General features: G+C 70.3%; 14 protein-coding genes and 1 pseudogene. 7 read left to right on the plus strand and 8 right to left on the minus strand.

The genetic code is table 11. The features are described 5' to 3' along the window. Window positions 1-161: 161 nt before the first annotated feature. Entirely contained in the window at window positions 162-2,933 is a 2,772-nt protein-coding gene (locus IEZ21_RS38425) for an AAA family ATPase (protein ID WP_246568584.1), read from the minus strand. A gap of 232 nt (window positions 2,934-3,165) precedes the next feature. On the opposite strand from IEZ21_RS38425, the gene IEZ21_RS38430 reads away from it, so the two are divergent. The 5 genes from IEZ21_RS38430 (at window position 3,166) to IEZ21_RS38450 (ending at window position 13,569) form a co-directional block, all read left to right on the plus strand. Further along, window positions 3,166-3,993, plus strand: a complete 828-nt coding sequence (locus IEZ21_RS38430; protein WP_189326466.1) for a hypothetical protein — start codon at window positions 3,166-3,168, stop codon at window positions 3,991-3,993. Next, window positions 3,990-4,946 (plus strand): hypothetical protein, encoded by a 957-nt coding sequence (locus tag IEZ21_RS38435; protein ID WP_189326467.1) that lies wholly within the window; start codon window positions 3,990-3,992, stop codon window positions 4,944-4,946. The genes IEZ21_RS38430 and IEZ21_RS38435 overlap by 4 nt, the downstream gene beginning before the upstream one ends. 303 nt (window positions 4,947-5,249) lie before the next feature. After that, window positions 5,250-7,505, plus strand: coding sequence for a hypothetical protein (locus IEZ21_RS38440; protein ID WP_189326468.1), 2,256 nt, complete (start codon window positions 5,250-5,252; stop codon window positions 7,503-7,505). Between the two features lie 19 nt (window positions 7,506-7,524). Further along, window positions 7,525-10,644, plus strand: a complete 3,120-nt coding sequence (locus IEZ21_RS38445) for a hypothetical protein (protein ID WP_189326469.1) — start codon at window positions 7,525-7,527, stop codon at window positions 10,642-10,644. Between the two features lie 15 nt (window positions 10,645-10,659). Then, entirely contained in the window at window positions 10,660-13,569 is a 2,910-nt protein-coding gene (locus IEZ21_RS38450) for a S8 family serine peptidase (RefSeq protein WP_189326470.1), read from the plus strand. Between the two features lie 1,367 nt (window positions 13,570-14,936). Here IEZ21_RS38450 and IEZ21_RS38455 read toward each other — a convergent pair. From IEZ21_RS38455 to IEZ21_RS38480, 6 genes are all read right to left on the minus strand, one after another. After that, a complete protein-coding gene (locus IEZ21_RS38455) occupies window positions 14,937-15,284 on the minus strand; it encodes a CU044_2847 family protein (RefSeq protein ID WP_189326471.1) in 348 nt (115 codons plus the stop codon). A 31-nt stretch (window positions 15,285-15,315) separates the two neighbouring features. Continuing rightward, the gene (locus IEZ21_RS38460) at window positions 15,316-16,557 is read right to left on the minus strand and encodes an ABC transporter substrate-binding protein (RefSeq protein ID WP_189326472.1); all 1,242 of its coding nucleotides are present in this window, start codon (window positions 16,555-16,557) and stop codon (window positions 15,316-15,318) included. Beyond that, complete coding sequence (locus IEZ21_RS38465) at window positions 16,554-17,459, minus strand: hypothetical protein (RefSeq protein ID WP_189326473.1); 906 nt, start codon at window positions 17,457-17,459, stop codon at window positions 16,554-16,556. The genes IEZ21_RS38460 and IEZ21_RS38465 overlap by 4 nt, the downstream gene beginning before the upstream one ends. After that, the gene (locus IEZ21_RS38470; protein ID WP_189326474.1) at window positions 17,456-18,913 is read right to left on the minus strand and encodes a vWA domain-containing protein; all 1,458 of its coding nucleotides are present in this window, start codon (window positions 18,911-18,913) and stop codon (window positions 17,456-17,458) included. Before IEZ21_RS38470 ends, IEZ21_RS38465 begins: the two co-directional genes overlap by 4 nt. A 67-nt stretch (window positions 18,914-18,980) precedes the next feature. Beyond that, window positions 18,981-21,104, minus strand: a complete 2,124-nt coding sequence (locus tag IEZ21_RS38475) for a tetratricopeptide repeat protein (protein WP_189326475.1) — start codon at window positions 21,102-21,104, stop codon at window positions 18,981-18,983. Between the two features lie 4 nt (window positions 21,105-21,108). Further along, a complete protein-coding gene (locus IEZ21_RS38480) occupies window positions 21,109-22,827 on the minus strand; it encodes a trypsin-like peptidase domain-containing protein (RefSeq protein WP_189326476.1) in 1,719 nt (572 codons plus the stop codon). Window positions 22,828-23,154: 327 nt separating this feature from the next. Here IEZ21_RS38480 and IEZ21_RS38485 point away from each other — a divergent pair, with 327 nt between their 5' ends. After that, window positions 23,155-24,285 carry a transposase gene (locus IEZ21_RS38485; RefSeq protein ID WP_189326477.1) on the plus strand — a complete coding sequence of 377 codons (1,131 nt, stop codon included), beginning with the start codon at window positions 23,155-23,157 and terminating at the stop codon, window positions 24,283-24,285. On the opposite strand, the pseudogene IEZ21_RS38490 reads toward IEZ21_RS38485, so the two are convergent. After that, window positions 24,183-24,407: pseudogene (locus tag IEZ21_RS38490) on the minus strand (CoA-binding protein); the annotation flags it as partial. The gene IEZ21_RS38485 and the pseudogene IEZ21_RS38490 overlap by 103 nt on opposite strands. Window positions 24,408-24,626: 219 nt before the next feature. Between IEZ21_RS38490 and IEZ21_RS38495 the strand changes: the two are divergent. Continuing rightward, entirely contained in the window at window positions 24,627-25,472 is an 846-nt protein-coding gene (locus tag IEZ21_RS38495) for an AfsR/SARP family transcriptional regulator (RefSeq protein WP_246568586.1), read from the plus strand. Window positions 25,473-25,645: the final 173 nt, after the last annotated feature.

Below are 25,645 nucleotides of genomic sequence, written 5' to 3' on the forward strand. Positions count from 1 at the left end.
TCCTCGGGATCGAGCCCGCGGCCGAGGAGGAGAAGCCACGGCCGCGCTGTACGCAGGCCGACGACTGGGCCACCGACCTCGCCGCCGCGCGACAGTATTGCGGGCGGACTCATCCGAGACAGCAGAACGACCGGATTCGTGATCTCAACTCGGCACAGTGCCTAGTTCGCCAGACCTGCCTCGGTGAGGGCACGGGTCAGCTCGGTGCGTGACCGTACGCTGAGCTTCCGGTACACGCGGGTGAGGTGGGCCTCGACGGTCTTACGGGACACGAAAAGCGAAACGGCAGCCTCCGTATTGCTCAGCCCGCGCGCGACGGCGCGGGCGACCTGCAGTTCCTGTGATGTGAGTCGGTCGACCAGCCTGGGCCCGGATGGTACGCGGCGGTTGCCGGGAAGCATCCCCGCCGCGGCCAACTCGACCGAGGCACGCCTGACCCAGGGGCCGGCGCCCAGCGACTCGAACATCTTCAGGGCCGCGAGGAGGGGTTCCCGGGCTGCTGTCGGCTGCCGGAACCGGCGTAGCACCTCGCCGCGGCAGAGCAGTGTGCGGGCATGCTCGAACGGCACATCTGTCAGCTCATGGGTGCACACCGCGGCCTTGAAATGGGTCTCGGCCTCCTCCGCGGTTTGGGCCAGCAGTCCGCGGCAGCGTGCGCTGGTTGCCACCGGCCAGGCGAGCCCCGTACCCCGTGCGCGTTCCTCCAGCCAGGAGACCACCTCGACAGCGCGCGAGATGTTACCGGTCCGGATCTGGGCCTCTGCGAGATCGGCGGCGAACGGAACCACGATGGGGTTGCCGAGTTCCGCGCGGTGCGTCTCGTCGAATGCTTTCTCGAGCTGCTCGACGGCCATGGCGTGGTCGCCGCGGGTCAGTGCCGCGAGTCCGAGCGCGCTGGTCAGGTACGTTTCCAGACAGCCGATATGGTGTGACCCGGCTTCGGCGCGAGCGCGGTCCACCCGCTCCTCGCAGTCGGCCAGTTGGCCGCGGACGGCGTCCAGACGGGCCAGACAGGCGAGGCTGTATCCGATGCAGGAGATCTGGCGCAGTTCCTCGCTCCACCGAAGGGACTCCTCGGCGTCGGCGTACGCCGCGGACCAGCGACCCGCCCAGGTCTCTAGCTCGCTCCGCATCGCCAGCGCGGGAGCCAGCGCGGCCGGGGCGCTGTGCTGGGCGGCGGCCTTGATGACGACATCCAGCAGGCGTGCCCCTTCGCGGCGGTCCTCAGCCGTGTTCCACGCCTGGGCCGAGAGGATGAGGAGTTGCTGATGTCGGATCGGGTCGGCGGAGGCCAGCGCAGGGGCCGCCGCCCGGAGCAGGGACTTCCCCTCCGAGACGCTGCCCTGCATGATCCGTACCAATCCGAGGATCACTGTGCTTATCCAGTCGCCAGGTGCGCCGACCAGGGCGGCGGCTTCCTCGGCAGCCTCGGCCGCAGCTCCGATCCGGGCTGCCATGACGGCGGCTGAGGCGGCTTCGGCCAGCAGCACGGACGCCCGGGCCGGGTCTTTGCCGCGGATCAGTTCCGCGGCCTCCACCAGAAGTCGGTGTGCCTCGGACGGCTCGCCCTGCCAAATATGGACACGCCCGCGGAGCAGTTCGATGTCCGATCGGGTACGAAGATCTTCCGTGAGGTGCAGGGCCTCATCGCACCACGCCATCCGGAACGAGGCGCCGCCGATGAATGCGTCGGCCGCCGCCTGATGAAGCCGTTCGGCGCGCAGATCCGGCTGGGACGTCAGTTCGGCCGCCCGGCGCCAGGCCACGGCCGATTCGCCGAACGCGCTGCGGTGCCGAGCCTCGGTCGCGGCCTCGACCAGAGCTCGTACCGCTTCCTCGTCAGGCCCTGTACTCGCCGCCGCCATGTACCAGGCTCGCAATGTCCCGGAACTGGCTTCGGCGAGCGCCCGGAAGGCGCCCAGCCGCTGTTCCAGCGGCGCTTGCCGCAGAGCGACCGCCCTGAGTACCGGGTGGCAGAACTCCAGCCCGTCCACCGTCTGGATCACCAACCCGGCCTGCTCGGCGGGGGAGAGCGCGGCGAGTGGCAGGCCCTGGATGGCCAGCGCGGGTTGCAGCGCCCCCGCCGTGGAGGAATGACTTGCCGCCAGCAGCGTGAGCGCCTTCCGGGTCTCGGCCGACAGCAGGCCGATGCGGAGTGACCAGGCACGTTCCAGCTCGCAGCCCAGGGAGGGTAAGTGCGGCATGGGCTGTCCACCGCGCAATTGCGCGGTGGACAGCCCTGAAGCGGCTTCCAGAAGGGCCAGCGGGTTGCCGCCGCTGATCTCTACGAGGCGGTCGCACACCGAGGGGGCGACATCGAGGTTCCGCACGGCGAGCAGTTCCGCGCACTCGGCCCTGGACAGCGGGGGTACCTCCACCATGGGCAGTCCGCTTCGGGCGCCGAGTTCTCTGTGCTCCTCACGCAAGGTCAGCACGATCGCGAGCCGCTCGGACGACAGTCGCCGTGCGACGAAGAGCAGTGCTTGTTGTGACGAGGGATCCATCCAGTGCAGGTCGTCCGCCAGGAGCAGGGTCGGTCGCTCCTGGCCGGCCGCAGACAGCACATTCAATGCGCCGATGCACGCCGGGTACGGGCTCACGGACGGTTTCCCGGACAGTGCCAGACATGCCTCCAGCGCCTCTCGCTGTACCTTGGGGATCTCCGCGAAATACTGCTGGATCGGCAGCAGCAGGTCTGCCAGCGCCGCGTATGGCAGGATCGCCTCGGATTCGGCCCCCTGTATACGCAGGACCCGGCAGTCGGTGTGGTGGGCGGAATCGTCGAGTAACGAGGTCTTGCCGACTCCGGGCTCACCCCAGAGCATCAGCGCGGCGCCGCGGTCCGGCGCGGCACCGCTCAGACTCGCCAGCAGTCGCTTCTCGCGCTCGCGCCCGACGATGCCGGGAGACGGCCGCAGCCATGGTGCTGCCACGGGGGCCGCGGTCGGCTGTGTAGGTGGATCAGTGCCGTCCATAGTCCCCCGATGCTGGATGACAGCGGCCGCCATGCTGCCTGGCGCGCCCCTCATGCTGCCCGACTGTGCCACCTTTTGCCCAGATCGAGGGCAGTGCTCGGAGGGTATTCCCGGAAGCGCGAGGGGCTGGCGCGGTGCTCGACTGGATCGGCGAGCAGCATGTGGCCTGCCGTGGCGGAGGAGAGACGTCATGTCCGGCGAAGGAGATCCACACCGCTCGCTCGAGAGGGCGCAGCGCCACCGTCCGTCAGGTCACCGCGGTGCGGGGCCATCGGCCCGCCTGGACGCGGTTCAGGTCAAGATCAGCCTGGGCGGCCGCGCCGTCGGTCAGGCAGTACGTTCCATTGGGCTGTGCTCGGACGGCGAACGCTGCCGCGTCCACTTCTGCGAACTGCCCGAGGGCGCGCTGGTACCCGGCGAGCTACCGCTGCTGGAGAGCGGCGTGATCCTCCGGTTGCGTACCCGGGAGGACCGTCGTGGTGACTCCACGGTGAAGCTCAGGCCCTGCCGGCGATCACGCCTGACAGAACGGTGGCTTGCTTTTCGTGTTGGCGGCAGGGACGAGTTGCGGCTGGAGGCGGATTGGGTGGGCGAGGAACGGGTGCTGGCCGCATCACTGGTGACCGAGCTGGATCGAGGTGTTGATCTGCCTCCGGACGGCGGCGGGCTGATGCAGGAACTGTTCTCTCCGGCTCAACAGGAATTCCTCGTCGACTGTGCGGACATCCCTGTCGACTTCAGGGCACTGCAAGTGCTCGGCCCGGTCCAGGCGACACGCTGGCGGGATGCGCGGTGCCGTCTGCGTGGCCTGACCGCCGAGCGGTGGACCGTACGGGGAACTGATGCTGATGGCGGCTCGCTCGAATTCCTGGAGCTGTCGCTGCGGGCGGCACCCGATGAGGCCGAGATCGCGCAGGCGGGACTTGAGGCGCTCGTGCGGAGGCTCGGCTTGGAATCCGATACGGAGCAGACGGCGAAGACGCGGCTGGTGCTGGAACATCTGCGGGGGGCTCGATGAGCGGCGGCGGGCCGGTATCCGGCGGAGTGCCGGTGGCTTCGATGCCGGTCGAGCGGTTGCTGCTCGGCTCGGTCGGGCTTGCATTGTTCGTGCTGGGCGTCTGGGCGCATCGGGACCGTGGAGCTCTTTCGGTGACACTGGTCGTGGCGGCCGCAGTGCTGCTGCTCCTGGCAGTACTGCTTCCCCGGTTGCAGGGTCTTGCGGGCTCGGTCGCGGGTATTGACTTTCAACTCTCCCTCGCCTCGCTGCCCGACGCCGCCGTGCCCGCGGAAGCCATCGGAGAGCTGCGTGGCCGAGTCGTGCCCGAGTCCGGGTCCCACGCCTTCGACGTCATGCTGAGAGAACCGGGTGCTGCGACCTATGCCGTCGTCAATCTGGAGGACGGGCGGCAGTGGCTGACTTCTCGGCTACTCGTGTTTGCCGTCGTGCTGGAGGAACTCAAGCACACGGAATGCTTGGTTTTCACGGGCTGGTCGGGAAATGACGGCGCGGACCGGCTCGTCGGGATCACGTCACCCGCTGACCTGCGCCGTGCCTTCACCTGGGAGTATCCCTGGCTGGAGTCCGGGCTCGCGAAGGCATGGGAGGAGATCCGGAGCCAGGACGGCTACGGAACGAGGGCCTTGGACGCCTCTGCGGCGAACCGCCTCATGCAGGGCACTGTGAGGCAGCTTGTCGCGCCGACGGAAGCTGCGGTACACGCCGGTCATCCGGACTGGACACAAATCGGGCAGCACACAGAGCACGCACAGTGGGTGGATGCGCGACTGCTGGGCAGCACCCTGCGCGGCTCGCTCGGGCACCACCGGGTGACCGTGCGCGCCGTCGAGGAGGCCGAGCCGAATGCGGTCCTCGGTATACCGGGACGTTTCGTCCCACTTGTGGACCACGGAAACAGGTTCCTCGCCCTGGTGGACCGTCACGCCATGCTGGAAGATCGCGCCGCTCGGTGACCCTGTCGGGGCCGGGCAGGAACCGGGGGCACGCCGGTCGCGGAGGAGCGGATATAGGGAGTTCCCGGAAGCGGCATCCCGGCGACTCGCGGTCCCCTGGGGATCCGCGGTGAGCGGGATCGTCACATCAGGATCGGGATCGACGTCACCACGTCGTTCCTCCGGTCCCCTTCCCGTCGTCACCAGGAGGCAGAGAGGGCTCCGTCCGGGGCACGGTCGCAGGTCGGTTCAGCCGGCCATCGGCGGCTCCCGGTCGGGCGACAAGTCACGACGAACGACGGCCAGCGAGGAGAGGAGCACGACATGGTGGGGCAGGGGGGTCCGGCCCGTCACGGCGGGTTCCAGGAATATGTGATCCCGGACAATTCCAGCGGAGAGGGCTGGGCGATCCGGTTCTACCCGGACATCATGCAGACCGAACTGGAGAACGCGGGCCAGGCGCCGAAGTACTACTGGGCGCCCCAGCAACTCCGCCTGGCGCAGTTCCCGGACACCGGCGACTACAAGTTCAGCCACGTCCACTTCGCCGGGGTACTGACCGAGGACGCCAACGTCGGGGTCGAGACCGAGCTGGAGACCGTCGGCGGCCTGCTCGCCTTCACCACCACCAGCCAGCCCCCTCCAGCCGTGATGCAGCAGGCCGAGGCCCAGCTGCACGAGCGCATCAGGGGCAACAACGACCCACTGTGGCGTTGGTCGAACCAGAACCGGCGGCCCGACATCACCATGGTTCCGATCAACGAGAACAGGACCACGATCTCGAGTCTGGCCCCTGACGCAAGCCCGCTCCGGCCGGACGACGGCGCAGGCGGCGGAGCCGCGCCCCGCGGGGAGCGGGAACTGATCACCCGGCGTGGGATCCGCCACGGCCGGGACCTCCGCAGCCGCGAACGTGAGCTCGGCGCCTGGCATGTACAGCTCGACGGGCAGGGCGCCGGCTCGACCACCGGCGGTGAGAACGCGTACGGCGGTCTGCTCGGGATGATCCCGTCCGAACTGGTATGGACTGCCCTGCACGGCGGGGCGACGCCGTTCACGGTCAGCCAGCACCTCCTGATCCCGATGGCCACACCCGCGGCGACCATCTCCATCCACGGCAACTGGCGCCAGGTCTACGAACACTTCAGCGGCCAGGCCAAGGGCAGCTACCTGTTCTTCTCCGCCGAGATCTCGGCGGAGGTGGAGAACCTGCGACGCAGTGGCGCGCTCACGGTTCGGGTCGTCGTGGATACGACGGTGCCCAACGCGGCCGAAATCCAGAAGCAGATGGAGGAGGACAAGGACCTGATTGTCAATCAGTTCCTGGAAGCAGCAAAAAAGACGATCTTCGAACCGGCCGCGCCCGACGAGAAGGCCGCCGAGGCCCAGAGCCGTCCCGGCCCGTGGAGCGTCGGGCTCGCCTTCAAACTGGTCCGCAAACAGATCGACCTCGACCTTCGCTACGAGGAGGAGCGGATCTTCAAGTACAACTACCCGGACACCATCTCCAGCCAGCTCGAGGGCCTGCGCAGGCGGATCAAGGCCAGTCCGGACGAGGAGTCCAAATACTTCCAGCGGGTGATCCTCGGCAACCTCGGCACCAAGCTGCGCCGCATCGTGCGTCCCGTCTTCGGCGAGGAGGACCCTGCCGCCCGTATGGTCGTCGAGTTCGGGTACCCCAGCACCGAGACCACGTTGGCGTGGAAGGGCACCGAGTTCACGCGTGGCGGCGGGCCGGAGCAGAACTGGATACCCGAGTGGGTCCAGCTCCGTCCGGGCGAGGCCAAGGCCCCGCCCGCCGATTGGCAGCCGGACGTCACCTACCTGCGCCGCAGTGTCTTCTTCGACCAGTCCTCGGCCACCGGGCGCAACCTGAACAACCGCACGATCGTCGAGACCGACCAGATGAGGCTCGACCCGCAAGGGGGCACGCCCACCTCCGAGATGGCGGTCGACGTGCGCTCCAACGACGGGATGCTGGACGTCACGCTCTTCCTCGGGGCGTACCTGAGCGCTTCGAACGAGCGCGTCGAGGTCGAGATCCGGCCGCACGGCAAAACCATCCGAGGGGCCGACCGGCCGACGCAGCGGTTCATGTGGAACGAGAACGACCAGTCAGAGCCGCGCCGACTGCGTATTTACACCGGCCAGCCCGACTACCAGCCCCGCTTCGACTACCGCGTGCGCTGCATGGTCCTGGCCCCGCTCGGCAAGCCTGGCGGCCAGGACTGGACCGGGCCCTGGCTCACTGCCGTCGGTGGCGACGTGCTCACGGTCACCATCCCGGATCCGGATGGCGAGGGCGTGACCCGCCGCAGTCTCACCAAGAGGGAAGCGCGAGCGCTGCGGGCCGGCCTCGATCCGGCTGAGACAGCGGTGGACGACGGTCTCCCGGCCCAGGACGGCGAGGCTCCGGCCGGTGCCGGGGCAGGAACAGGGACGGTCGGCAGCAACGGTAACGGCAACGGCCGGATACCGACCGGGACCGACGGCAGCAGTACCTGGCCGGTCAGCCGCCCGGTCAGGGAGGCCAGGCGAGCACCGCGCGCCACGCCACCGGTGTCCGGCTACAAACTCTGACCTCCCGGAAGGCGGGACGATGCTGACCACCGGTGATCGTGGTGCCGGCCACCGCGGAACGCACGAGACACGATCGGTGCCACTGGCGGACGGCCGTGGCCGGGCGCGCCTGGTGCTCCCCTCACAGGCCGGTGCGCCCACCCGCGCCGTTTTCGACGGCGTCCGCCTCGACCCGGGGCGCCCCGTCCCGGCCGGGCTCATCGTCGTCCTTCGGCGCCGCCCCCGACCGGAGGAAACCGACATCGCAGGCCTGGTCGACCGGGCCCTGCTCCGGCTCGACGTACGTGCCGACCTGCGACCCGAGGAGCTCAGCGGACTGCGCGAGGCTCTCGGGGAGCAGGTGGAGGCCCTAGTCCCGCTCGACGGCCGGGTCGAGTTGGCCGATCACGACGCCCAGGGGGAACCACCACTCGCGGAGGCCGGCTTGGACCAGCGCCTGGCCGGGAACCTCGAGGCCACCCTGGGTGCCGAGGCGACCCGGCTGGCCCTGCGCGCGCTGGCTGGCGGGCCGACCGGTCTGACCCTGTCCGCCGTGGTCGGATACGCCCTCGGCTACGAGACCGTGAAGGTCCAGGTGGCCGGAAGCTGGGCCGACGTCCATGAGGAGCTGCGCGCCCTGGCCGGTCCCGACCGCCGCTTCGGACGCGATCAGCTGACCAGGGCGCTCGCCGCCCTGTACCGGCGAGGCGGTATCGAGCTGAGCGGCGAAGCGGTGGAGGACGACGGCCTGATACGGGCCGCCGCGGAACTGGTCGCTCCGATGCTGGTCGCCATCGCCGATCGGATTCCCGAGGAAGCGGACACATGGCGGCTGTCGGCCGGACCCCCGATCGGGTGGCCTCTCGACACCGCCTCGACCGTATCGATCGCCCAGCGGGCCGAGCTCCGCCTGGACACGGCCCTGGCCGAGACATGGCAGGCGCATCCGGAGCCACCGCGGACCGCCGACGTCGTCTCGCTCGTGGTCGAGGCTCCCGGCGGCGGATTTCAAGTGATCGCCGAGCGCAGTCCCGGTGCACGCCGCCGACAGGCCGATCCCACACGACTGGAGAGGCAGGTCAAGGCGGCAGGGCTCAGCGCCAGTCCGGCCGTCGGCCTCGGAGTGCAGCAGGCCGACCCGGCTGTCGTCAGGGAAGCACTGCGCCTTGGCGGCCGGCCTCTGCCGATCGGGCTTGGCCGCGCCGTGGTGCGGCCGCTGGTCCAGACCGAGCCGGGCCCGGTCCTGGACACCCCGGGCAACGGCTCGTGGCCCGACCAGCGTGACGCCGATGTGCGCTGGTACGTCCCCGAGTTACGCGTCGTCGGTGCCGAGTCGGGGCCGCCGCGGACCGACGATCTGCAACTCCGCTTTCACCAGGCCGGCCTCGGACCATCCGGCCGTTCGGCCCTGACCGGTGAACTGGTGGTACCCCTGGCGCTCGGAGAGCCCGCGGCCGTGCGCGACGCTCGGGCAGCCGCAGGCGGCACGACGTTCCGGCCCGTCCCACTGGACGGGGCCGAGGCCACCGTCGAACTGCCCTTCACCGACACCGATACCGGCCAGACCGGACGGCGTCTCCTCACCGGTACTGTCACAAGGGCGGCCGACGACCAATTAGTGGTGCGGGTGACCCTGGCGGATCAGTGGACCCGGCTCGCGTACGCCACGCTGGCAAGAGGTGAGCCGATCACCTGCCGGGTGGCCCACCTGGTAGTCGGCTGGGACGCGCCCGACGACCGCGTCGAGCAGCCATCCACACTCGTGCTGCGGTCGGCGGTGAAGCTCGACCAAGCCGCTCCGGGGGCGCGGGTGACGCTGCGCTCGGACCACGGCTGGCGCATCGCGGTCCCCCAGCGGGCCGAACTGGCAGGCATCGTCGTAGTGCCAAGCCTCAAGCTGGTCCAGCTCCGTCCGACCCCATTCAGGGTCCGTCGCACCGTGCCCCAGGTCCATGCCGTCGACATCTCGATGCCCTGCGATCGCTTCCCCGACCGCTTCGTCGAAGAACTGGCCGATGGCTCGACCAGGTCAGTCGGGTGCACGGACGCCTTCGGGATCGGCGCAGTCGACCAGCGTTTGCTGGCCGAGGTACCCGAACTGCGCCGACCCGGGCTGCGGGTCTTCAGACAGCTCGCCCAGCCCGACCGCTTTGTGCTGGTGCCGGACCGCTATGTGCTGAGTCGGCGTCCGGAGCAGCCCCACGACCCGGCTGTGATCCTGCACGCGGCGCTCGATCCCGACCCGGCCGACGTGCGTATCGTGTTCGACGCCATGCTCCAGCCCGAGGTGGACGAGGCAGACCTGCTCCGGGCGGGGGCTGGCGCGCGTCGGCTGTGCGGTGGTGCCACCCCTGTACTGGACTGGGCGACCAGCCTTGTTGACGGGACACCCTCGTTCCACTGGCTCGGGCTGCCGGCCGGCTCGGCCATGGTCTCGCTCGCTTGCCACGACGGCCGTATCCGAGTCTCGGCCGACCTCAGAGTTCCGGACTGGCTGGTGATGCGCTCGCTACTCGAACGCAGTGGCATCCAGGGCGCGCTCGTGGTCACCCTGGCCGACCGGACCTCGCTGCGATCGGACCTGGTCATCGATCTGCGCCGGATCAGAGGGCCGTGGCCGGACGGCCCGGTCGACATCGCCCCCACCGCCTCCGGTTACCGGCTGCGCAACAGGCTGGCCCAGCCGGTCCTCGTCCACGCACTGCACAACGAGACGGGTGAGATCGCCGTCCCCGTCCAGCGAGTGGTCGACGCTCTGGGCGAGGCCCTGGTGAGCGGCTCCGCCGACGCGCCCTGGCTGGTGGCCGCATCCGAACCCATCGGCGACGCGCCCGCCACCGTCGAAGAGGCCCGCGTTGTGATCGAGGATGTCGCCGCCGAGATCCTGGTGATCCTGACGACCCGTCTGGCCGATGGCGGCCGGGCCTCGATCGACGTGGAGCTGACCCTCCCGGGCACTGGCGAGACGGCCGCAGTGACGCTCACCGACAAGAGCCCCGCCGCCCAGGTCACCTTCACGCTTCCGCTCACTGGCGCGGTCGTCCCCACCGTCCTGCGCTGGCGGGTGCGCCCGCAAGCCGGAGCCGCCCCGGACGCCGACTGGCGGGACCACAACCTCAACGCCTCCTCGGTCATCGCGGTCGGGGAGACCACGGCCTAGCAAGAAGGAGCAGCCATGGCCGCCGACATGCCGTCCGGATACCGATCCGGCGACCGGTTCATCGAGTTGCGGGCCATCCCGGGGGTGGCAGCCGTGCGCTGGAATCCCGATCGTCGCAGGGAACAGCGGGTACGGCGGTCCGAGGCATTGATCGGCTCAAAACCCCTGGTGTCGTTCGACCACCTGGGAGTAGAGCTGATCACGGTCGTGCCGGACCGGTTCCAGGAACTGGCCGTCGACGACGACGTGGAATTCGCCTCCCCGGTCTACCGGCTGCGCGAGGACCTCTCGCAGGTCGTCTTCCACACCCTCCGGGTCGCCGCCCATTACGACCCCGACCCCGGGGCCGACGAGGTCGAGCGGCGAGCCAGGCGCCTGCGGGCCGGAGTCCTGGGCGTCGGCTCTCCCGGACCGGGCAGCTATCTGCTGGAGGCGGCCGCCACCGACGGGCCCTACGGAACCCTGTCCCTCGCTCTGCGCATGGTGGATGAGGAGGGTGCGGCCTGGGCCTCCCCCGATATCGTCCACGAGGTCGGTCCGCGGGCGACGGCCCTGGCAGAGCGGGAGAGCCGCGAAGGTATGGCCGCCCATACTCTCGACCTATGGCACCTGGACCTGGCCAAGGTGCGAGACGCATGGCGCAACCACGGCTTCCAGGGGCACGGCGTAACCATCGCGGTGATCGACGACGGCGTGGACGTGGACCACATCGAGTTCAACAGCATCGGCAAGGTCGTCGGCCAGCGCGACTTCGAGGAGAACTCAACGGACGCACGGCCCAAGACACCCGAGGACACCCACGGCACCTCGTGCGCCGGCGTGGCCGTGGCTCGCGGCGCGCGGCTGTCAGGCTCGGCCCCCGCGGCCAGCCTGCTCGCGGTGCGCCTCAACTTCGCCATGAGCGCGATCGACGAGGCAATAATGTTCCTCTGGGCCGGCGGCCGGGCGGACGTGATCAGCTGCTCCTGGGGCCCTGACCAGCCGTACTTCCCGCCCGATGTGGTTGTGCAGGCGCTGCGCGAGGTGAGCACGGACAAGCGGGATAAAAAAGGCGTGCCGATCTTCTTCGCGGCAGGCAACGAGGCCGAGGACATGTCCACGGACGGGTATGCGGCCAGCCCATACACGATCGCGGTGGCCGCATCGACGGACAGCGACACCATTGCTCCCTACAGCGACTTCGGCACCGAGGTGGATCTCTGCGCTCCGTCCAGCGGGGGCATCAAGGACATCACCACCACCGACCGCAGCGGCACGGCCGGGGAGGACCCCGGCGACTACCGGACCGACTTCGGCGGCACCTCGTCGGCGACACCGCTGGTCGCCGGGGCGGCCGCGCTCATCCTGGACGCCAATCCCGACCTGGCCGCGGCGGAGGTCCGAGACATCCTGCGTTCGACGGCGGAGAAGATCGGCGACCCATCCTTCTATGACGTGAACGGGCACAGCGTGGATTTCGGCTGCGGCCGACTGGATGCCGACGCCGCCGTGGCCGAGGCCCTGGGGCGTGTACGCGGTACGGGTACAGACAGCGGGAGGCGCTTGTCGATCAGTCCGGTCGGTGGTCAGGCAAGCGCGGCGGGTCCACCGCCGGTGTTCGACATCGACCTGGCCGGCAATGGTGTCTACGCGGTCGAGGTGGCAACCGACCCTGCCCTGTTCGACGAGCCCGGCAATGGTGGCCGCCGGAACGCCGACAACTTCTTCAGCTCCTACCAGGCAGATGGCCTCCTCACCAGAACGCCGTACCGACTGCCGGAAGCCGTGTGGCGGCGGCTCAGCAAAGGGCAGCGGCTCCACTACCGGGCCATGTCCGGCCGCTCGGCGAACGATCTGTCCAACTTCCAGATCACCACCCCCGACGATTCCGCGGCCGGCGCCCCATTCATCACCGTGACGGGCGGCCCGAGCGGCCGTGGCGGCAACCCGGTTGTGCGCGAGGCGGTTTACCCGTCGGGCGCCCGATTCGCCGTGGTCGGCGAAGACACCGCCGGCGAGGATTACGCCGATCCGACCGGCGGTGGCGTGGTCCCGCTGATCGATACCACCGGGCGCCTGGACGAGAAGCTGTCGCCCAACTTCACCCTCGGAGAGTTCGTCGGCAACGCCGCCGACCAGTTCCGCTACGCACGGGTATCCGTCGAACTCGTCAACACCCTCCAGGCAATGCGCGAGCGTGTCGGCGCGGCCGTCACGCTGGCCTCCTCCTACCGACCACCCACGTACAACGCCTCGGTCGAGGGAGCCAACCGCAGCCAGCACATGGCCGGGCGGGCAGCGGACCTGAAGGTCAGCGGCCTGACTCCGCTACAAGCTGCGGAGCTGGCCCTGGAAGTGGCCGGCGGTGACATCGGCATCGGGCTCGGACCGACCACGGTCCACGTAGACCTGCGCGGCGAGCCGGCATCGTGGGTGTACGAGGGAGCGGTTATGGGCGAGGCCGAGTTCGACCAGTGGGTCGCTGCGCGCCGCAGGCGGGACGCCCGCCGCTCGCGCAGGGAGGTCACTGACCGGCGGGCGCCGTCGGTGCTCGCACCGACCCGAGCAGCCGCCGACACCCCACCGGCGTTCGTGATCCGGCCCGGTGCCAACCGCTGGGTTGCCATCGATGTGGTCACCGATCCGGTTCTGTTCGCGCCCACCAGGGATGGGCGCACGAGTGAGAACAGCTACGGGAGTTGGGAGGAGGGGCTGGTCGAGGCGGTCGGTCCCGAAGTCGTGATCCGGCTCCCCGAATACTGCTGGAGCTACCTGGCCAAGGCAGACAGGGTGTACTACCGGGCCCTGGCGGCCAGTGCCGATTCGAACGACTGGCCTGACATCGCCTATTCGCTGCCCGACAGTGAGCGGGCCGATGCTCCCGTCATCGCAATCACCCCGGAGCGAGGGCCGCAACGGCGCCGACTGGTGGTGCCGTTGGAGTAACCCCAGCCGCACCGAGCCCGGCAAACCGAGAGTCCGCGCACGACGCTCAAACGGCCCGTCAGCCGCGGCATCCTCGCCGGCCCCGACGTGCCTCTTCACCATGCCGCGACCAGGTGGGAAGTCCCGGTTAGTCACGGCGCGGTGCTCGTGATGTGGGCAACGGTGCTTCTGAATTGGGAGTGCCGGACGGACGCGCCTTTGTGACGGCGGCCGTGGCAAAGATGGCCGTTGACAGCCTTTGGAAGGTAGAGAGTGTCGGCGCACGTGGTGGAGTTCCGCTTCAACGTTTAGTGCCTGCGTTAGTAGATCGTTTTCGATCTGGCAAACATGCAGGTCAAGGGGGGTCGGGCCGTTTGCGGTCCGGCCCCGCTGCGTTTCCCGTGCTGGATCGGTGCTGGATATTTCTGATGGTGTGTCAGTTGAAGGGGTGCTGGATCGCGGTGCATCCCGAGCTCGGCGGGCGGCGGTTGAACCCGTGTCGTGACGTAACGCCAGAACGTCGAACCCCGGCCCGACGGGCCGGGTGGCGGTGTTCGCCGGGCGGGGCGGCCACGTGGCGCGCGGTGCAGCCAGCCTGGCGGCTGGCTGTCGGTGGGCGCGGGCGGGACCGGGATCGGGCGATGGCGAGGCTTGGCCGCAGGTTCGAGTCCTGAGCGAGGACACCCGGCGGGAACCACAGAACATGGCTGGTCGTGCCGATGGCGCTGATCTGCGGATTTCTGCCACCGTGACGGTGGAGGGGCGATCTCGGCTCGTTCCGGTCACCCCGGGAGTGGGCCGGTGAGTGCTCCAAGCCTTTACGGGCGCTCTCGCGCAGATAGGAATCTCCGGCGGGGGACACGGAGCATGGGAACAGGCAAAACCGTTGGGGGCGCTGGTGATCCAGATGGTTGTACAGCTGAAGCGGTAGGGCTTCGGGCGTGATCGCAGATTCGAGCCCCTGACGGGGCATCGACAGCATCTGTACGGTCCGACGTCAGCCGTGAGCTGGTGCTTTCCGGGACGGTGGTGGTGTCACGGCAGCGGCGCCGTTGTCGTCGGGGCGGTTCCCGGTGAGCGCCCGGGGCAGAGGAGCGCGCGGAGTCTCCGGATGCATTGTCGGAGGCCGTCGGCAGCGGTGTCCGGTTTGAGCTGTGGGTGAGGCGTGGCTGTGCGTTGGTGGTGGCCGGGTACGCCTCCTACATTCACCCATTCACCCATTCACCCATTCACCGGAGGGCGTTTGCCCTTCAGGGCGGTGCAGACGCGGCGAGCGCCGCGCGCTGTGGCCTCTGTCGGTCGATGGGTTGAGCAGGATGACGAGGTCCTGGCTGGTGAAGTCCCGATGGTCGGCAGCCTGCATGGCCCAGCTGGCCGGGCCGCCCGTCTCAGGGCCCCGCCGCCCCCGCCCCTGGGGGCAGCGTGCCCCCATCCTTCCAACGGAGGGTGACGTCCAGGTGGGCGGTGGCGTTGGCGCTAGCCAGTACGGCGCCCAGTTTGGCGTCCAGGACGACTCCGAAGGTGACCTCGACCTCGTCGGGGCGTTGGGCCAGGGAACGGAAGCCGCCGATAACGTCGGAGGCGGCGGCGGTGACCGGTGCGAGCGCGTCGCGCAATGAGGTCGCCGCACTCTCCAGACGGGTGCCGAGGCCCACGGCCCCCGTACCCGCGCGGGTGGGCGGGGCGACGAGGACGACGGTGCCGTCGGAGAGGGTGAACTGGACTGCGTCCGCCATGGGGACTCCTTGGGAAAAACGGGGGTTCGGGTCAGGTACGGGTGGCGCAGAGGTCGTCGGTGAGGGTGCGGGGGGGCGTGGTCCGGACGTTGTCGAGGTCGCGCAGCAGTCGGGTCGGGTCCCTTTCCGTGCCCCTCGCGTAGTCCAGGACGGCTCGATAGAAGGCGGCCGACACATCGGGATCCATCGCGTCGGCGGCGCTGAAGCAGAGGGTCGCGTCCGAGCGGAGCAAGCTCGCCAAGTCCCGCTGTGTGGTGCTGTTGTCGTAGCGCGTCACCGCCTCGTGGGCGGACAGCGCGTAGCTGGTGGGCGCGTTGACCCAGGCCCGCTGGCCCTCGGGGCTCGCGAGGTACGCGATCAGCTCGTCGGCGCTCGCGTTGTCCGGGTCGTCCTCCTTCGTGAACTTGCCGATGTAGTCCGCGGAGACCTGGAGCAGCTTGGGGGTCGGCGCCTCGAACCGGTACTTCCCGTCCTTCACATCGCGCTGCTCGAAGGCCGTCGCGGACAGGGCGCCGTGGCTCAGCGAACACGTGGCGGACGGCTTCGTCATTCCGGCGGTGGCCGCGCGGAACTCGCGTGTCGAGGCGCCGTCGAGACCTCTCTTCTCCACGAGGTCACGCCAGGTGGTCCAGGCCTGCACCATCGGCTTCGAATCCCAGTCCGCGCCGCCCGAGAGCCATTTCTTGTACGTGGCCACGCCCTCTTGGGCCAGCAGGATGTCCGCGATCCAGTCGGCGCCGGGCCAGCCGGACACGGGCCCGGACTCCAGCCCCAGACACCAGCGCTCGGTGCGGTCGCGGAACGCGGGCCAGCTGCGGGGCAGTGGCCCGGTGACGTCGGGGCCGTGCCAGACGAGGCTCTTGACGTCGGCCTTGACGGGGACCGCGTAGACCTTCCCGCCCTCCATGCCCAGCCCGCGGAACGGCTGCACGAACGAGCTCGTGTCCATTTCTTCCAGGGAACTGAGCTTTTCCCCCGCGTACTTGTGTAGGGCGGCGATGCTCGGCAGCACCGCCAGATCGGGCGGAGCGTCCGCGACCACCGCGGCGTCGAGCTGCTGGGTCAGATCACGGGTGACCTGTACGTCGACCTCGATGCGCCCGTCGTGCTCGTCCTCGAAGGCCCGGACGACCGAGTCGAACGCGCGGAACTCGTCGTCGGACCAGGGAACCATGATCGTCACCCGCTGCTTCGACTCACCGCACCCGACCGCGCCCAGGAGCAGAGCGAGGGCCAGGAGGCAGCGGATGAGCGGGATCGTCGGCATTCTCATGAGCGCGGGAACCTGTATTCGGCGAGCCGGGGGCGATAGGCGAGGTAGGCGAGCGCACCGGCCGCCGCCAGCAGGGGCAGCATGATCGCCATGGCCTCGTCCGGCGCCGGCGGATCGGCCCTGCCGGACCGGTCGCGCGAGCACAGGAAGCCGGTGGCGATGCCGACCGCCGCGGTGGCCAGCCAGGCGAGGGCGAGGGCCGGGCTGGGGTACTGCCGGTAGTGCCGGGCGACGATACGGCAGGTCGTCCCGACGAGGGCCAGCATGACGACCGCCGGCCCGATGAGCAGGGGCCAGAAGAGGGCCGGGTTCAGCCAGCGTGACGCGCGCTGCTCGTCGACGGCCTCCTTCTGGAGGGCTTCCAGATCGACGAGGGACGCCCTCAGACCGCCCGTGAACGCCACGGCCTTGTCGTCACTGCCCTTCTGCCGTCCGCGCGTCAGCTCATCGCGCGCTGTGTCCATACTGGACCTGTCGCGCACCGCCGTGTTGGCCCGTTGCACACAGGTCGTCAACTGACCCTGCACGAACTGGATGTGGTTCAGCCCCCGCTTTCCCGCGGCGTTGCCCTCGGTCGCCGAGGTGAGCAGGCTGCTCACCCGGGCGGTGGCGTTGGTGAATCCCGCACCGGTGCCGATCAGATGCGCCGCGTCCGTCTCGGAGACGTACTTGAGCGCCTTGTCCGCCTGGACGGCCTGGTCTTGCGCTTCAGCGATGTCCTGTAGGGCCCGGTCCGTGCTCTCGCCCGCGGTCACCTGGTCTCCGGCCTGCGTCGACACCATCACGTACAGCAGCGCCGTCATGGCCACCATCGCCAGCACGCCCGCCCTGAGCCACCGCAACACCACGACCGGATGAGCCGCCCGGAGCCGTGCCCGGGAGAGCCCGCGCGCCCCGCTCACCGGGCGTCCACCGGACCACCGTCCACAGCCGGGTCCCCGAATCGGTACCGGCACTCCTCGCAGAAGTTCGCCGAGGGCGACACCGCTGGTGTATCGCACTCGGGGCAGACCCGTGGCCCCGACGGGGCGTCGCTGACGGGGAGTTCGGCCGCGTCCACGGGTGGCGCCACCGTCTTCGTCGAGTCGACGCCGATCTTCTGGATCTCCGCCCGTGAGACGTCGCGCCGCACCTGTAGCACGTTGTCGGGGCCGGTGGTCGCCACCGCGCGGAGCAGCCGCAGGCGTGCGAGGTCCTGGAGCTTCTCCGCGCGGCGGATCGCCAGGCGCAGTTCGTGGTCGGCGCGGGGGAGGTCGCCGCCCTGGTGGGCGTCGGCGCAGGCCCGCATCGCCATGCCGAGCTCGCGTTCGTCCTCGACCCGGGTGAGTTCGGCCGAGCGGGGGATGCCGATGCCGGGCGTCGCCAGGCGCCGGACGACCATGGCCGCCGTCTCGGAGCACGGCCGGCGTGTGCCGTCGGGGAGTTCGGCATGCAGGGTGATGCGGGCGGCGCGCAGCTTCTCGTCGAGGGTGAGGGTGTGCGGGTCGAACTCGAGGGAGACCTGATACTGCCGGGTCTGCGGGGACCAGGCGCCCAGCGGGACATACAGCTCGCGCTCGTCCCGCCGGCGCGGCGTCAGTTCCGCCTCGACCGGGCGCGTCTGGCGTACGGACGCCAGCTGGAAACGGTCGTTCAGGCGCAGGCTCAGGTAGACACGGGGCACGACGATGCGCTGCGCCTGGTGCATGAGACGGGTGAAGTCCTCGGTGAGGTCGGAGATGGTGAGGACCGCCTCGGCGGTGCCGTGCAGGGCCTCGGTGATGCGCAGCAGCTCGGCGTAGTGCCAGTCGTCGCCCAACCCGCGGGCGTCACAGACGAACCGGTCGGTGCAGGCGGTGAGGATCTCCTCGAGTTCCTGCGGGCTCTCGTGCTCGTCCTTGCCGTCGGTGTACAGGACGGCGTGGCGTACGGTGCCGGGGGAGTCCGACGACGCGAAGAGGTCCCGGGCGCACTTCAGCCACTGGCCCATCGCCGTGCCGCCCTCGGCGAGTTGGCCGAAGACCCGCAGCTTGGCGTCCTCCCGCGTCAGGGCGGTGACGCGGGCCAGGCCGCCGTCGGCCGGGAAGATCACCTCGGCCTCGTGGTGGCCCGCGACGATGCCCAGATACGTGCCGTCGTGCAGGGTGTCGATGGCCGCGCACATTGCCCGCTTCGCCTCGTCCAGCTTGCGGCCGTACATCGACAACGACCGGTCCATGATGAGGACTTCGGCGCCCGGCGTCTGCGCGGACTCCTGCCCGGCGGAGCGTGCCGTGACGGTGACGAGGGCGTCCGCGCGCCGATCGTCGTGGGCCAGTTCCGAGAGTGCGTCCACTTCCAGGACGAAGTCGAGCCCCAGAGGCGAGCTGTCCCCCACCCGCAATCCCCCGATCGCGTCGCTGCGTTGTTGTGACGGAGTGTAGATAAGTCCCTCACTCGGCGTATCAGGAGCTTAGCGTGCTGGGTGTTCCTCCGAAACGCCAATGACCGGATCTTCTCCGTGGTCCCGCCCATCTCCACCGGAGTGGGGGACGCAGCCGGTTGGCGAGGTCCACCAGTGCGACGTACTCACGCTCGGTGGGCGCGTGCGGGCCGAGTTCCCGGATCGCGTCGGAGAGCCGCTCACGGTCGCGGTGGTGCAGGAAGTGGGCGTACCGGATCTCGGCGCGCAGCGCCGCCTCCGCCGCCTGGTCCACGTCGAGGCTCCTCAGTCTCGCCTCGGCGCGTTCCAGGTCGTCGTGGGTCGGTATCGGGTGGGCCGGCCCGTCCAGGGTCATGACGCTGAGGCGCACGGCCGCCGCCTGTGCCTCGCGTTCGTAGCGGAACTCCTGCGCCAGCCGCTCCGCGGTGTCCACCGCCTTCGTGCGCTCGCCGGACAGCAGATGGACCCGGGCCAGGCCGAAGCCGGCCGCGCCGAGCGCGGGGGTCGTGTCGAAGACCGCGCCGTAGTGCGAGCGGGCGGTGGCGAGGTCCCGTTGCAGCTCGGCGCACAGGCCGAGGGCGAGTTGCGGTATCAACTCGCCGGGGACGGCCCTGCGTACGGTGGTGAAGGCCGCGGCGGCCGACCCCGCGTCCTCGCGGGCCAGCGCGATCAGGCCGGAGTACCAGGCGTGCAACCAGTGCCACTCTTCCAGCCCCGCCGCCGCGAGCGCCCGCTCCGCGTGATCCGGGGCCCTGCGGTGCAGGGCGCTACGGCTCTCGGCCAGGGCGCGCCGGGTCCAGTCCGCCATGTCCGGGGCGTCGGGGTCGGACAGCGGGGCCGGGAGCGCGGTGGCGGCGTCGCCGGGCTCGGGTGAGGCGAACGGGGCGTGCATGATCAGCGCCGCGTCCTCACCGAGCTGCGCCTCGACCCAGTGGGCGAGCGGCCGGGCCGCCCCGAGACCGCCGTGCAGCGACTCGGGCATCGAGCCGAACAGCGCGGAGGGGCGGGCCACCTGAAGATGCGTCGGCGGCGCCGCCACGATCTGCCGGATGACGCCGCTGAGCTGCTCCGCGAACTGCCGCGCGGACACGAACCGCCGCCACGGCCGCTCGGTGTCCGTGGCGCGTTCCAGCAGCAGATGGAGCGAGTCGACGCCCGGCGCCGAACGGTCCGTCCAGCGGGCGCGGCACACCTCACGCAGGGTCATGCCCAGGCAGTGCAGGTCGAAGCCCGGGGTCGGGCGCCGATGCTCCGGATCGCCCTCCGGGGGTGCGTACGCCCGGGTGTACGCCACAATCGGCCCCTCATCCCGCTCGCGGCGCACCGCGCCGAAGTCGATCAGCCGCACCCGGTCCACCGCCCCCGCCGGGCTCTGCTCCCTGAACCGCATGATGTTCAGGGGTTTGACGTCGCAGTGCAGCAACCCCCGGGCGTGCAGATAGTCGAGCGCCTGGAGGATGCGGACGCCGTGGGCGAGCAGGGTCTCCAGCCGGTCGTCGTCGCCCGCCGTCAGCGGTGTGCCCGGGACGTACTCCAGGACGAGGTGCGGCCCCTCGTCCTCGAAGCCCAGCATGCGGACGATGCTGTCGTGCCGGAGCCCGACCAGTACGTCCCGTTCGTGCAGGGCGGTCCGGGCGACCGACCTGTTCAGGGACTTGAGGACGACATGGGTGGCGAGGTTGCGGTCGTGGGCGAGGTAGGCCGTGCCGTACGCTCCCGAGCCGAGGACGCGTTCGACGGCGTAGCGGCCGGCGATGGTGAGGCCCTGCGGACGGCCGAAGTCGAAAGAGGTGCCGCAGCTCGCGCAGAAGCCCTTCGTCCGGCCCGGTTCACCGTCGCGACCGCGCCCCACCGGCTCCCCGCAGTAAGGGGCGGCGCAGAACCGGTGCTCCTCCGGGACGGGGTCCGCGGACGGCGGCGGCAGGTCCGGGGCGTCGGGACCGGGGTCGGAGTCGACCAGGCCGAGGCCGTACCAGGGGTCCGGCCGCACATGCGCCACGCCGACGCCCGCACCCTGGGCCGGCTCCGGGACGGGGACGGCCGCGTCGGCGTCGTCCCGCGCCAGTGGCTGCCGGTCGCACGCGTCGCAGAAGCCCTGTTCGTCGATCTCGCCACGGCCACAGTCCGGGTGGTTGCACAGCGGCACGGTGTCAGCCCTCCTCGATACGGCGGTTGACCTCGTCGACGTACCGGCCGACCGACCGGCGTGCCGCCGCGAGGTCGATCGGCACGATGTGCAGCGCGCGGGCGGCCGGGGCGTGGAACTCCGCCAGGTGGCGGTCCTCGTCGCCGAAGTACCGGGCGGCCCGGACGCGGTGCAGTTCCAGGGTCGAGGAGAGGTCCCGGTGAGTCCCGATCAGCCTGCGCAGATCGCGGTGGAAGGCGGCCACGGCGGTGCGTGCCGCGACGGCCTGGTCATGGACGGCGGTGAGCTCCGGGCTGGGCTCCGTCACTCGGGCGACGGCCAGCCGGACCCGCAGGCGGGGCGCCGCGCGCTGCGGCAGCCGTGGCGCGGCGAAGAACCGTACCCCCCACTCCTGTTCCAGTGCCGCCGCGGCGTCCTCCTCGGCGGCGAGCCGGCCGACGACCTGTTGGACGACGCCGGCGCTCACGCCCCCGACGGCGGATCCCCCGATCGGCTCCGGGTCCAGGGACACGTCACGGGCGAGACCTGCCGGGGGCACGCCCTCGAAGCCGAGGACGAGCCGCAGACCCCGCGACCGGGCCCGCTCGGCCAGCGGCTCCAGCAGATCCCGTACGAGGATCTGTGGGTCCTGGGCCCGGTCGACACCGCCGATCACCACACACGCCGGTGGTCTGCGGCGCAGCAGCTGCCACGCCACCGCACGGGCGTCCCCGCCCGGCAGTCCGAACCGGCGCGCGAGATAGCCGCACACGTCGGCGACCGACCTGCCGCGCGCGTCGTAGGCCGCGTCGATGGCGCCCAGCCCGAGGACCGTGTCGCCGGGCGCGTCGGTGAGTTCGGCGTCGGAGACGATGGCGCGGGCCGCCGGGTCGGCCGTACGGACGAGGCGGACGAGCCAGGAGTCGCCCACCGCGGTCGTGCCGCCGGTGCCGACGACGACGGTGCCCGACCAGTCGCTGTCGAGCAGCCGGGTCAGCTCCTGCGTCAGGGCGAGCCGCAGCGGGTCGCCGAGCACGTCCTCGGCCGGTTCGTTGCGGGCGTGGCCCAGCCGGTCGGCCGGGTCGCCCTCGGTGAACCCCAGCTCCGCGATCCGGGGCAGATACGTCAGCACCGTCTCGGTCGGCAGCATCCAGGCGGCCTTGGCGTCGCCGTCGACGAAGTCGGCCACGACGATGCCGATGACATGTCCGTCGAACTCGCCGCCGAGTGCCATCACTCCGGCGCCCGAATACCCCCGCTCGATCCACGGATCGCCCAGGCGCTCCCGCTTCAGCAGTCCCCACTCGCCCTGCCGCCCCCCGGACCCGGCGAGCCGCGCGTCGGCGCCCATGCCCCGGAACAGTTCGGCCCGCGGAAAGCCGTACACGCGCACCGTGCCGCCGGAGATGGGCACCTTCCACAGTGTGGTGCGGGTGCCGCACCCGGCGGGCTCGTCGAGCTCGAGCAGCGCCACGTCGCCGCGCTGGGTGCCGTCCTCGTGCACCCAGGTCCCGGGCGCGACCCGGGCGGTGCGGGTCCACTCCGGACGACACGCCACGCTGCTGATCCGCACCCGGCCCGCGGCGCCTTCGGCGCCCTCGGGGCCCGCCCCGGCGTACCGGACGACGTGCGCGCAGGTGAGCACATGCCGGTCGTCGAGCAGCACACCGGCGCCGCAGGGCGTGCCGTCCTCGTCGTCCACCCTCACCCGCCACGGGCCGTCGCTGTGGTGATGCTGCGCCATGGGCCCACGGTAGGGCAACGAGCGTCACACGGAACCGAGTTGTCAAGCCGGACCCTCGCCTCTCGGGTACGTACGTCCAGTTCCGCCAGGGCTCCCTGCCCGCGCACATTCACCCGCACGAGGTGGACGGCGCTCCCGTCCACCGCGTGCCACGTCCGGCCGTCCGTCGAGACCTCGACCCGGTACGCCTGCGGCCGCGTCCGCCACTCCGGTCGGACCGTCCCGACGCGCACCGCCCCGCCCGAGATCGACGGTGAGAAAGGCGCATTCGGCGGCGGGCGACCAGACGGTGGCCGGGCTGCCGTCCACGGCCGCCTACGGGTGGCCATGGCACGCAACAGGCGGGGGAACCGGGTCAAGGAACAGCGACAGCTGTATCCGCTGTCGGGCCGTGTCAAAGGTCAGTGTGGTGGCCGCTACACCGGCGTGCGCTGCAAAGATCCGTCGGGACGTGTCTACCGCTGCAGTGGCAAGACGGAGAAGTATGCCAAGGCGCCGATCTGTTCTTGTTCCCGCATTCACGCGGACTCGCTGGAGCAGCGGATCTGGATGGAAGTCTGCACTTTGCTGGGAGACCGAGACCGCCTCTGCGCTTTGGCCGAGGATTGGGCTGGGTTGGCCAGCGGCGGGAAGATCAACTTCGAACAGCGCATTGCTGAGCTGGACCGGCAGATCGAGGCTCAGGATGCTGCCATCGCGGCGGTGATGGTCGTTGCGGCGAAGCAGGAGAATCCTGCGAATGCCATCGAAAAGGCGGCCCGGACCCTGAATGAGGAGCGGGAGCAGCTGGTCAAGATGAAATCCGAGGTGCTCGCGTGGCAAGTCGAAGCCGAAGAGGCCAGTCAGCGCATCCAGGACCTCGAAGCTCTGGCACAACTGGCTCGGGACCGCCTGCACAACATGCCGCCGGAGCAGCAGCGCGAGGTGCTCGATTTGATGGATGTCCGAGTCATGGTTACGGGACCGGTGCCGAAAGTACGCAAGGCGGACTGCTCGCTGACTCGGTGGTTCCGGCAGCGAGGGCGACCCGTACCTGTTCTCACCGACAAGGAGTGGGCGAAGATCGAGCCAGTTCTGACCGCCGCCCGCAAACGGCAACGCAAGGATTGTCTCTCTGATCGTGAAGTGATGGAGGCGATCCTGCACAAGGCCCGTACTGGGCACCCGTGGCCATCGACTGGCTACCAGTCGCGGTATCAGCGCTGGGCGGCATCAGGACTGTGGGAAGAGATCATGGACCTTTTGGCAGACGCGGAGGGGACTCCGGTTCCTCCGGCCGGGGCACTGCCTCCGCTGCGAGTGGAAGGGCGCGTCGACCCGCGCCTTCTGGTAGGCGTTGGATCAACACCTCACAGCACTGTCGCCACGTCGAAGGGGATCTCCGACAGCGACGCGTACCCCTTCTCCCCATGGACCGTCTCCGCCTTCGGATGCACCGGGACGATGCGCTTGCCGTAGCGCTTGAGGACGCCGGCGACTCCGTAGGCCGCCCGGCGCTCGTTCGTCGACAGCCCGACGACCGCCCAGGTGTCACCGAGCTCGGTGAGGATCTTGCGGACCGTTGCTGAGTCGCCGTACACGTTCGGCCTCCTCGGGGCTTTCTGCGGTGCCTGCTGTGCCCGACAACAGTGGCCAGAGCGTGGTGATTCCTCGTGGCCAAAGCGGCGTGCCGCAGCGGCCACTCTCACCTGCTCCCAGCTGGGCGACATGAAGATCTCATATGCCGTACCCCCGCCGATTCACACCCGTCACATGCGCCTGTCCCTGTCGGTGGGATTGGCGCGTATGCGACCTTCGCCATGGAGACAGAAGAAGGTCTGCACGGCGTGGAAGGAGCAACGGAGATGGAGGTCGGCTTTCTCGGGCCGCTCGTGGTGACGATGCACGGCAGGTCCCTCGTGCCCAGTGCGGCCAAGCCGCGACAGGTGCTCGCACTGCTGGCGGTCAACCTCGGCCGGCACGTGTCGCTGGACGCCATCGTCCGGGAACTGTGGGACGGCACGCCTCCCGGCCAGCCCACGGGTGTGGTGCAGACGTACGTGAAGCAGTTGCGGCGTGCCCTGGCCGCCGTGCTCGACCCGGCCGACGGGCCGGGCCCCAAGGAACTGCTGAGCCGTACGCACACCGGCTATGTCCTGAACCTGCCGGGCGCGGAGACCGACGCCCGCGCCTTCGAACGGCTCACGGTGGACGGGCAGCGGGCCCTGGCTCGGCAGGAGGCCGCCGAGGCGGCGGCGCTGTTGGACCGCGCCGTGGACGTGTGGCGCGGCCCCGCCCTCGCCGACGTACGGACCGGGCCGGTGCTGCGGACCGAGGTGCGCCGCCTTGACGAGGTGCGCCGCGCCGCCCTGGAGCACCGCATCAGCGCCTACCTGCTGCTCGGCCGGCAGGCCGAACTCCTCGGCGAGCTCAGTGCCATGACGAGCCGTCACCCGCTCCAGGAGAGCCTGCACGCCCTGCTGATCGTGTCCCTGCACCGCTGCGGCCGCTCCGACGAGGCCCTGGAGGCCTTCCGGCGGCTGCGCGCCGCGCTGGTGAGCGAGCTCGGCATCGAGCCCTCGCACCGGCTCCAGCGACTGCATCACGCCATCCTCCGCGACGACCCCGCGCTGGACTCGCCGGCCGCCGGTTTGGCTGTTTTTTAGCGGTCGTCCGCATCCTCGTGGCATGCCTGCCGGGGCCTGCTCAACCGTGCGTCGAGGTGTCCGGCCGGTCGGGCAGGTGATCCGCCCGAGTCCGTGTGACCCGGTTCGCCTCCGGGAGCGCCGCAACCGGCCCCCTTCGGCTCACCGCACCCAGGACCCGGACGTCCGCCGCC

It is taken from the genome of Streptomyces flaveus (assembly GCF_014647675.1).
Classification (GTDB): Bacteria; Actinomycetota; Actinomycetes; order Streptomycetales; family Streptomycetaceae; genus Streptomyces; species Streptomyces flaveus.

Excerpts from the sequence above, each read along its gene's own strand:
- IEZ21_RS38430 (WP_189326466.1), top strand. The coding sequence starts at position 3,166 with ATGTCCGGCGAAGGAGATCCACACCGCTCGCTCGAGAGGGCGCAGCGC.
- IEZ21_RS38435 (WP_189326467.1), top strand. The coding sequence starts at position 3,990 with ATGAGCGGCGGCGGGCCGGTATCCGGCGGAGTGCCGGTGGCTTCGATG.
- IEZ21_RS38440 (WP_189326468.1), top strand. The coding sequence starts at position 5,250 with ATGGTGGGGCAGGGGGGTCCGGCCCGTCACGGCGGGTTCCAGGAATAT.
- IEZ21_RS38445 (WP_189326469.1), top strand. The coding sequence starts at position 7,525 with ATGCTGACCACCGGTGATCGTGGTGCCGGCCACCGCGGAACGCACGAG.
- IEZ21_RS38450 (WP_189326470.1), top strand. The coding sequence starts at position 10,660 with ATGGCCGCCGACATGCCGTCCGGATACCGATCCGGCGACCGGTTCATC.
- IEZ21_RS38455 (WP_189326471.1), bottom strand. The coding sequence starts at position 15,284 with ATGGCGGACGCAGTCCAGTTCACCCTCTCCGACGGCACCGTCGTCCTC.
- IEZ21_RS38460 (WP_189326472.1), bottom strand. The coding sequence starts at position 16,557 with ATGAGAATGCCGACGATCCCGCTCATCCGCTGCCTCCTGGCCCTCGCT.
- IEZ21_RS38480 (WP_189326476.1), bottom strand. The coding sequence starts at position 22,827 with ATGGCGCAGCATCACCACAGCGACGGCCCGTGGCGGGTGAGGGTGGAC.
- IEZ21_RS38485 (WP_189326477.1), top strand. The coding sequence starts at position 23,155 with ATGGCACGCAACAGGCGGGGGAACCGGGTCAAGGAACAGCGACAGCTG.
- IEZ21_RS38495 (WP_246568586.1), top strand. The coding sequence starts at position 24,627 with ATGGAGACAGAAGAAGGTCTGCACGGCGTGGAAGGAGCAACGGAGATG.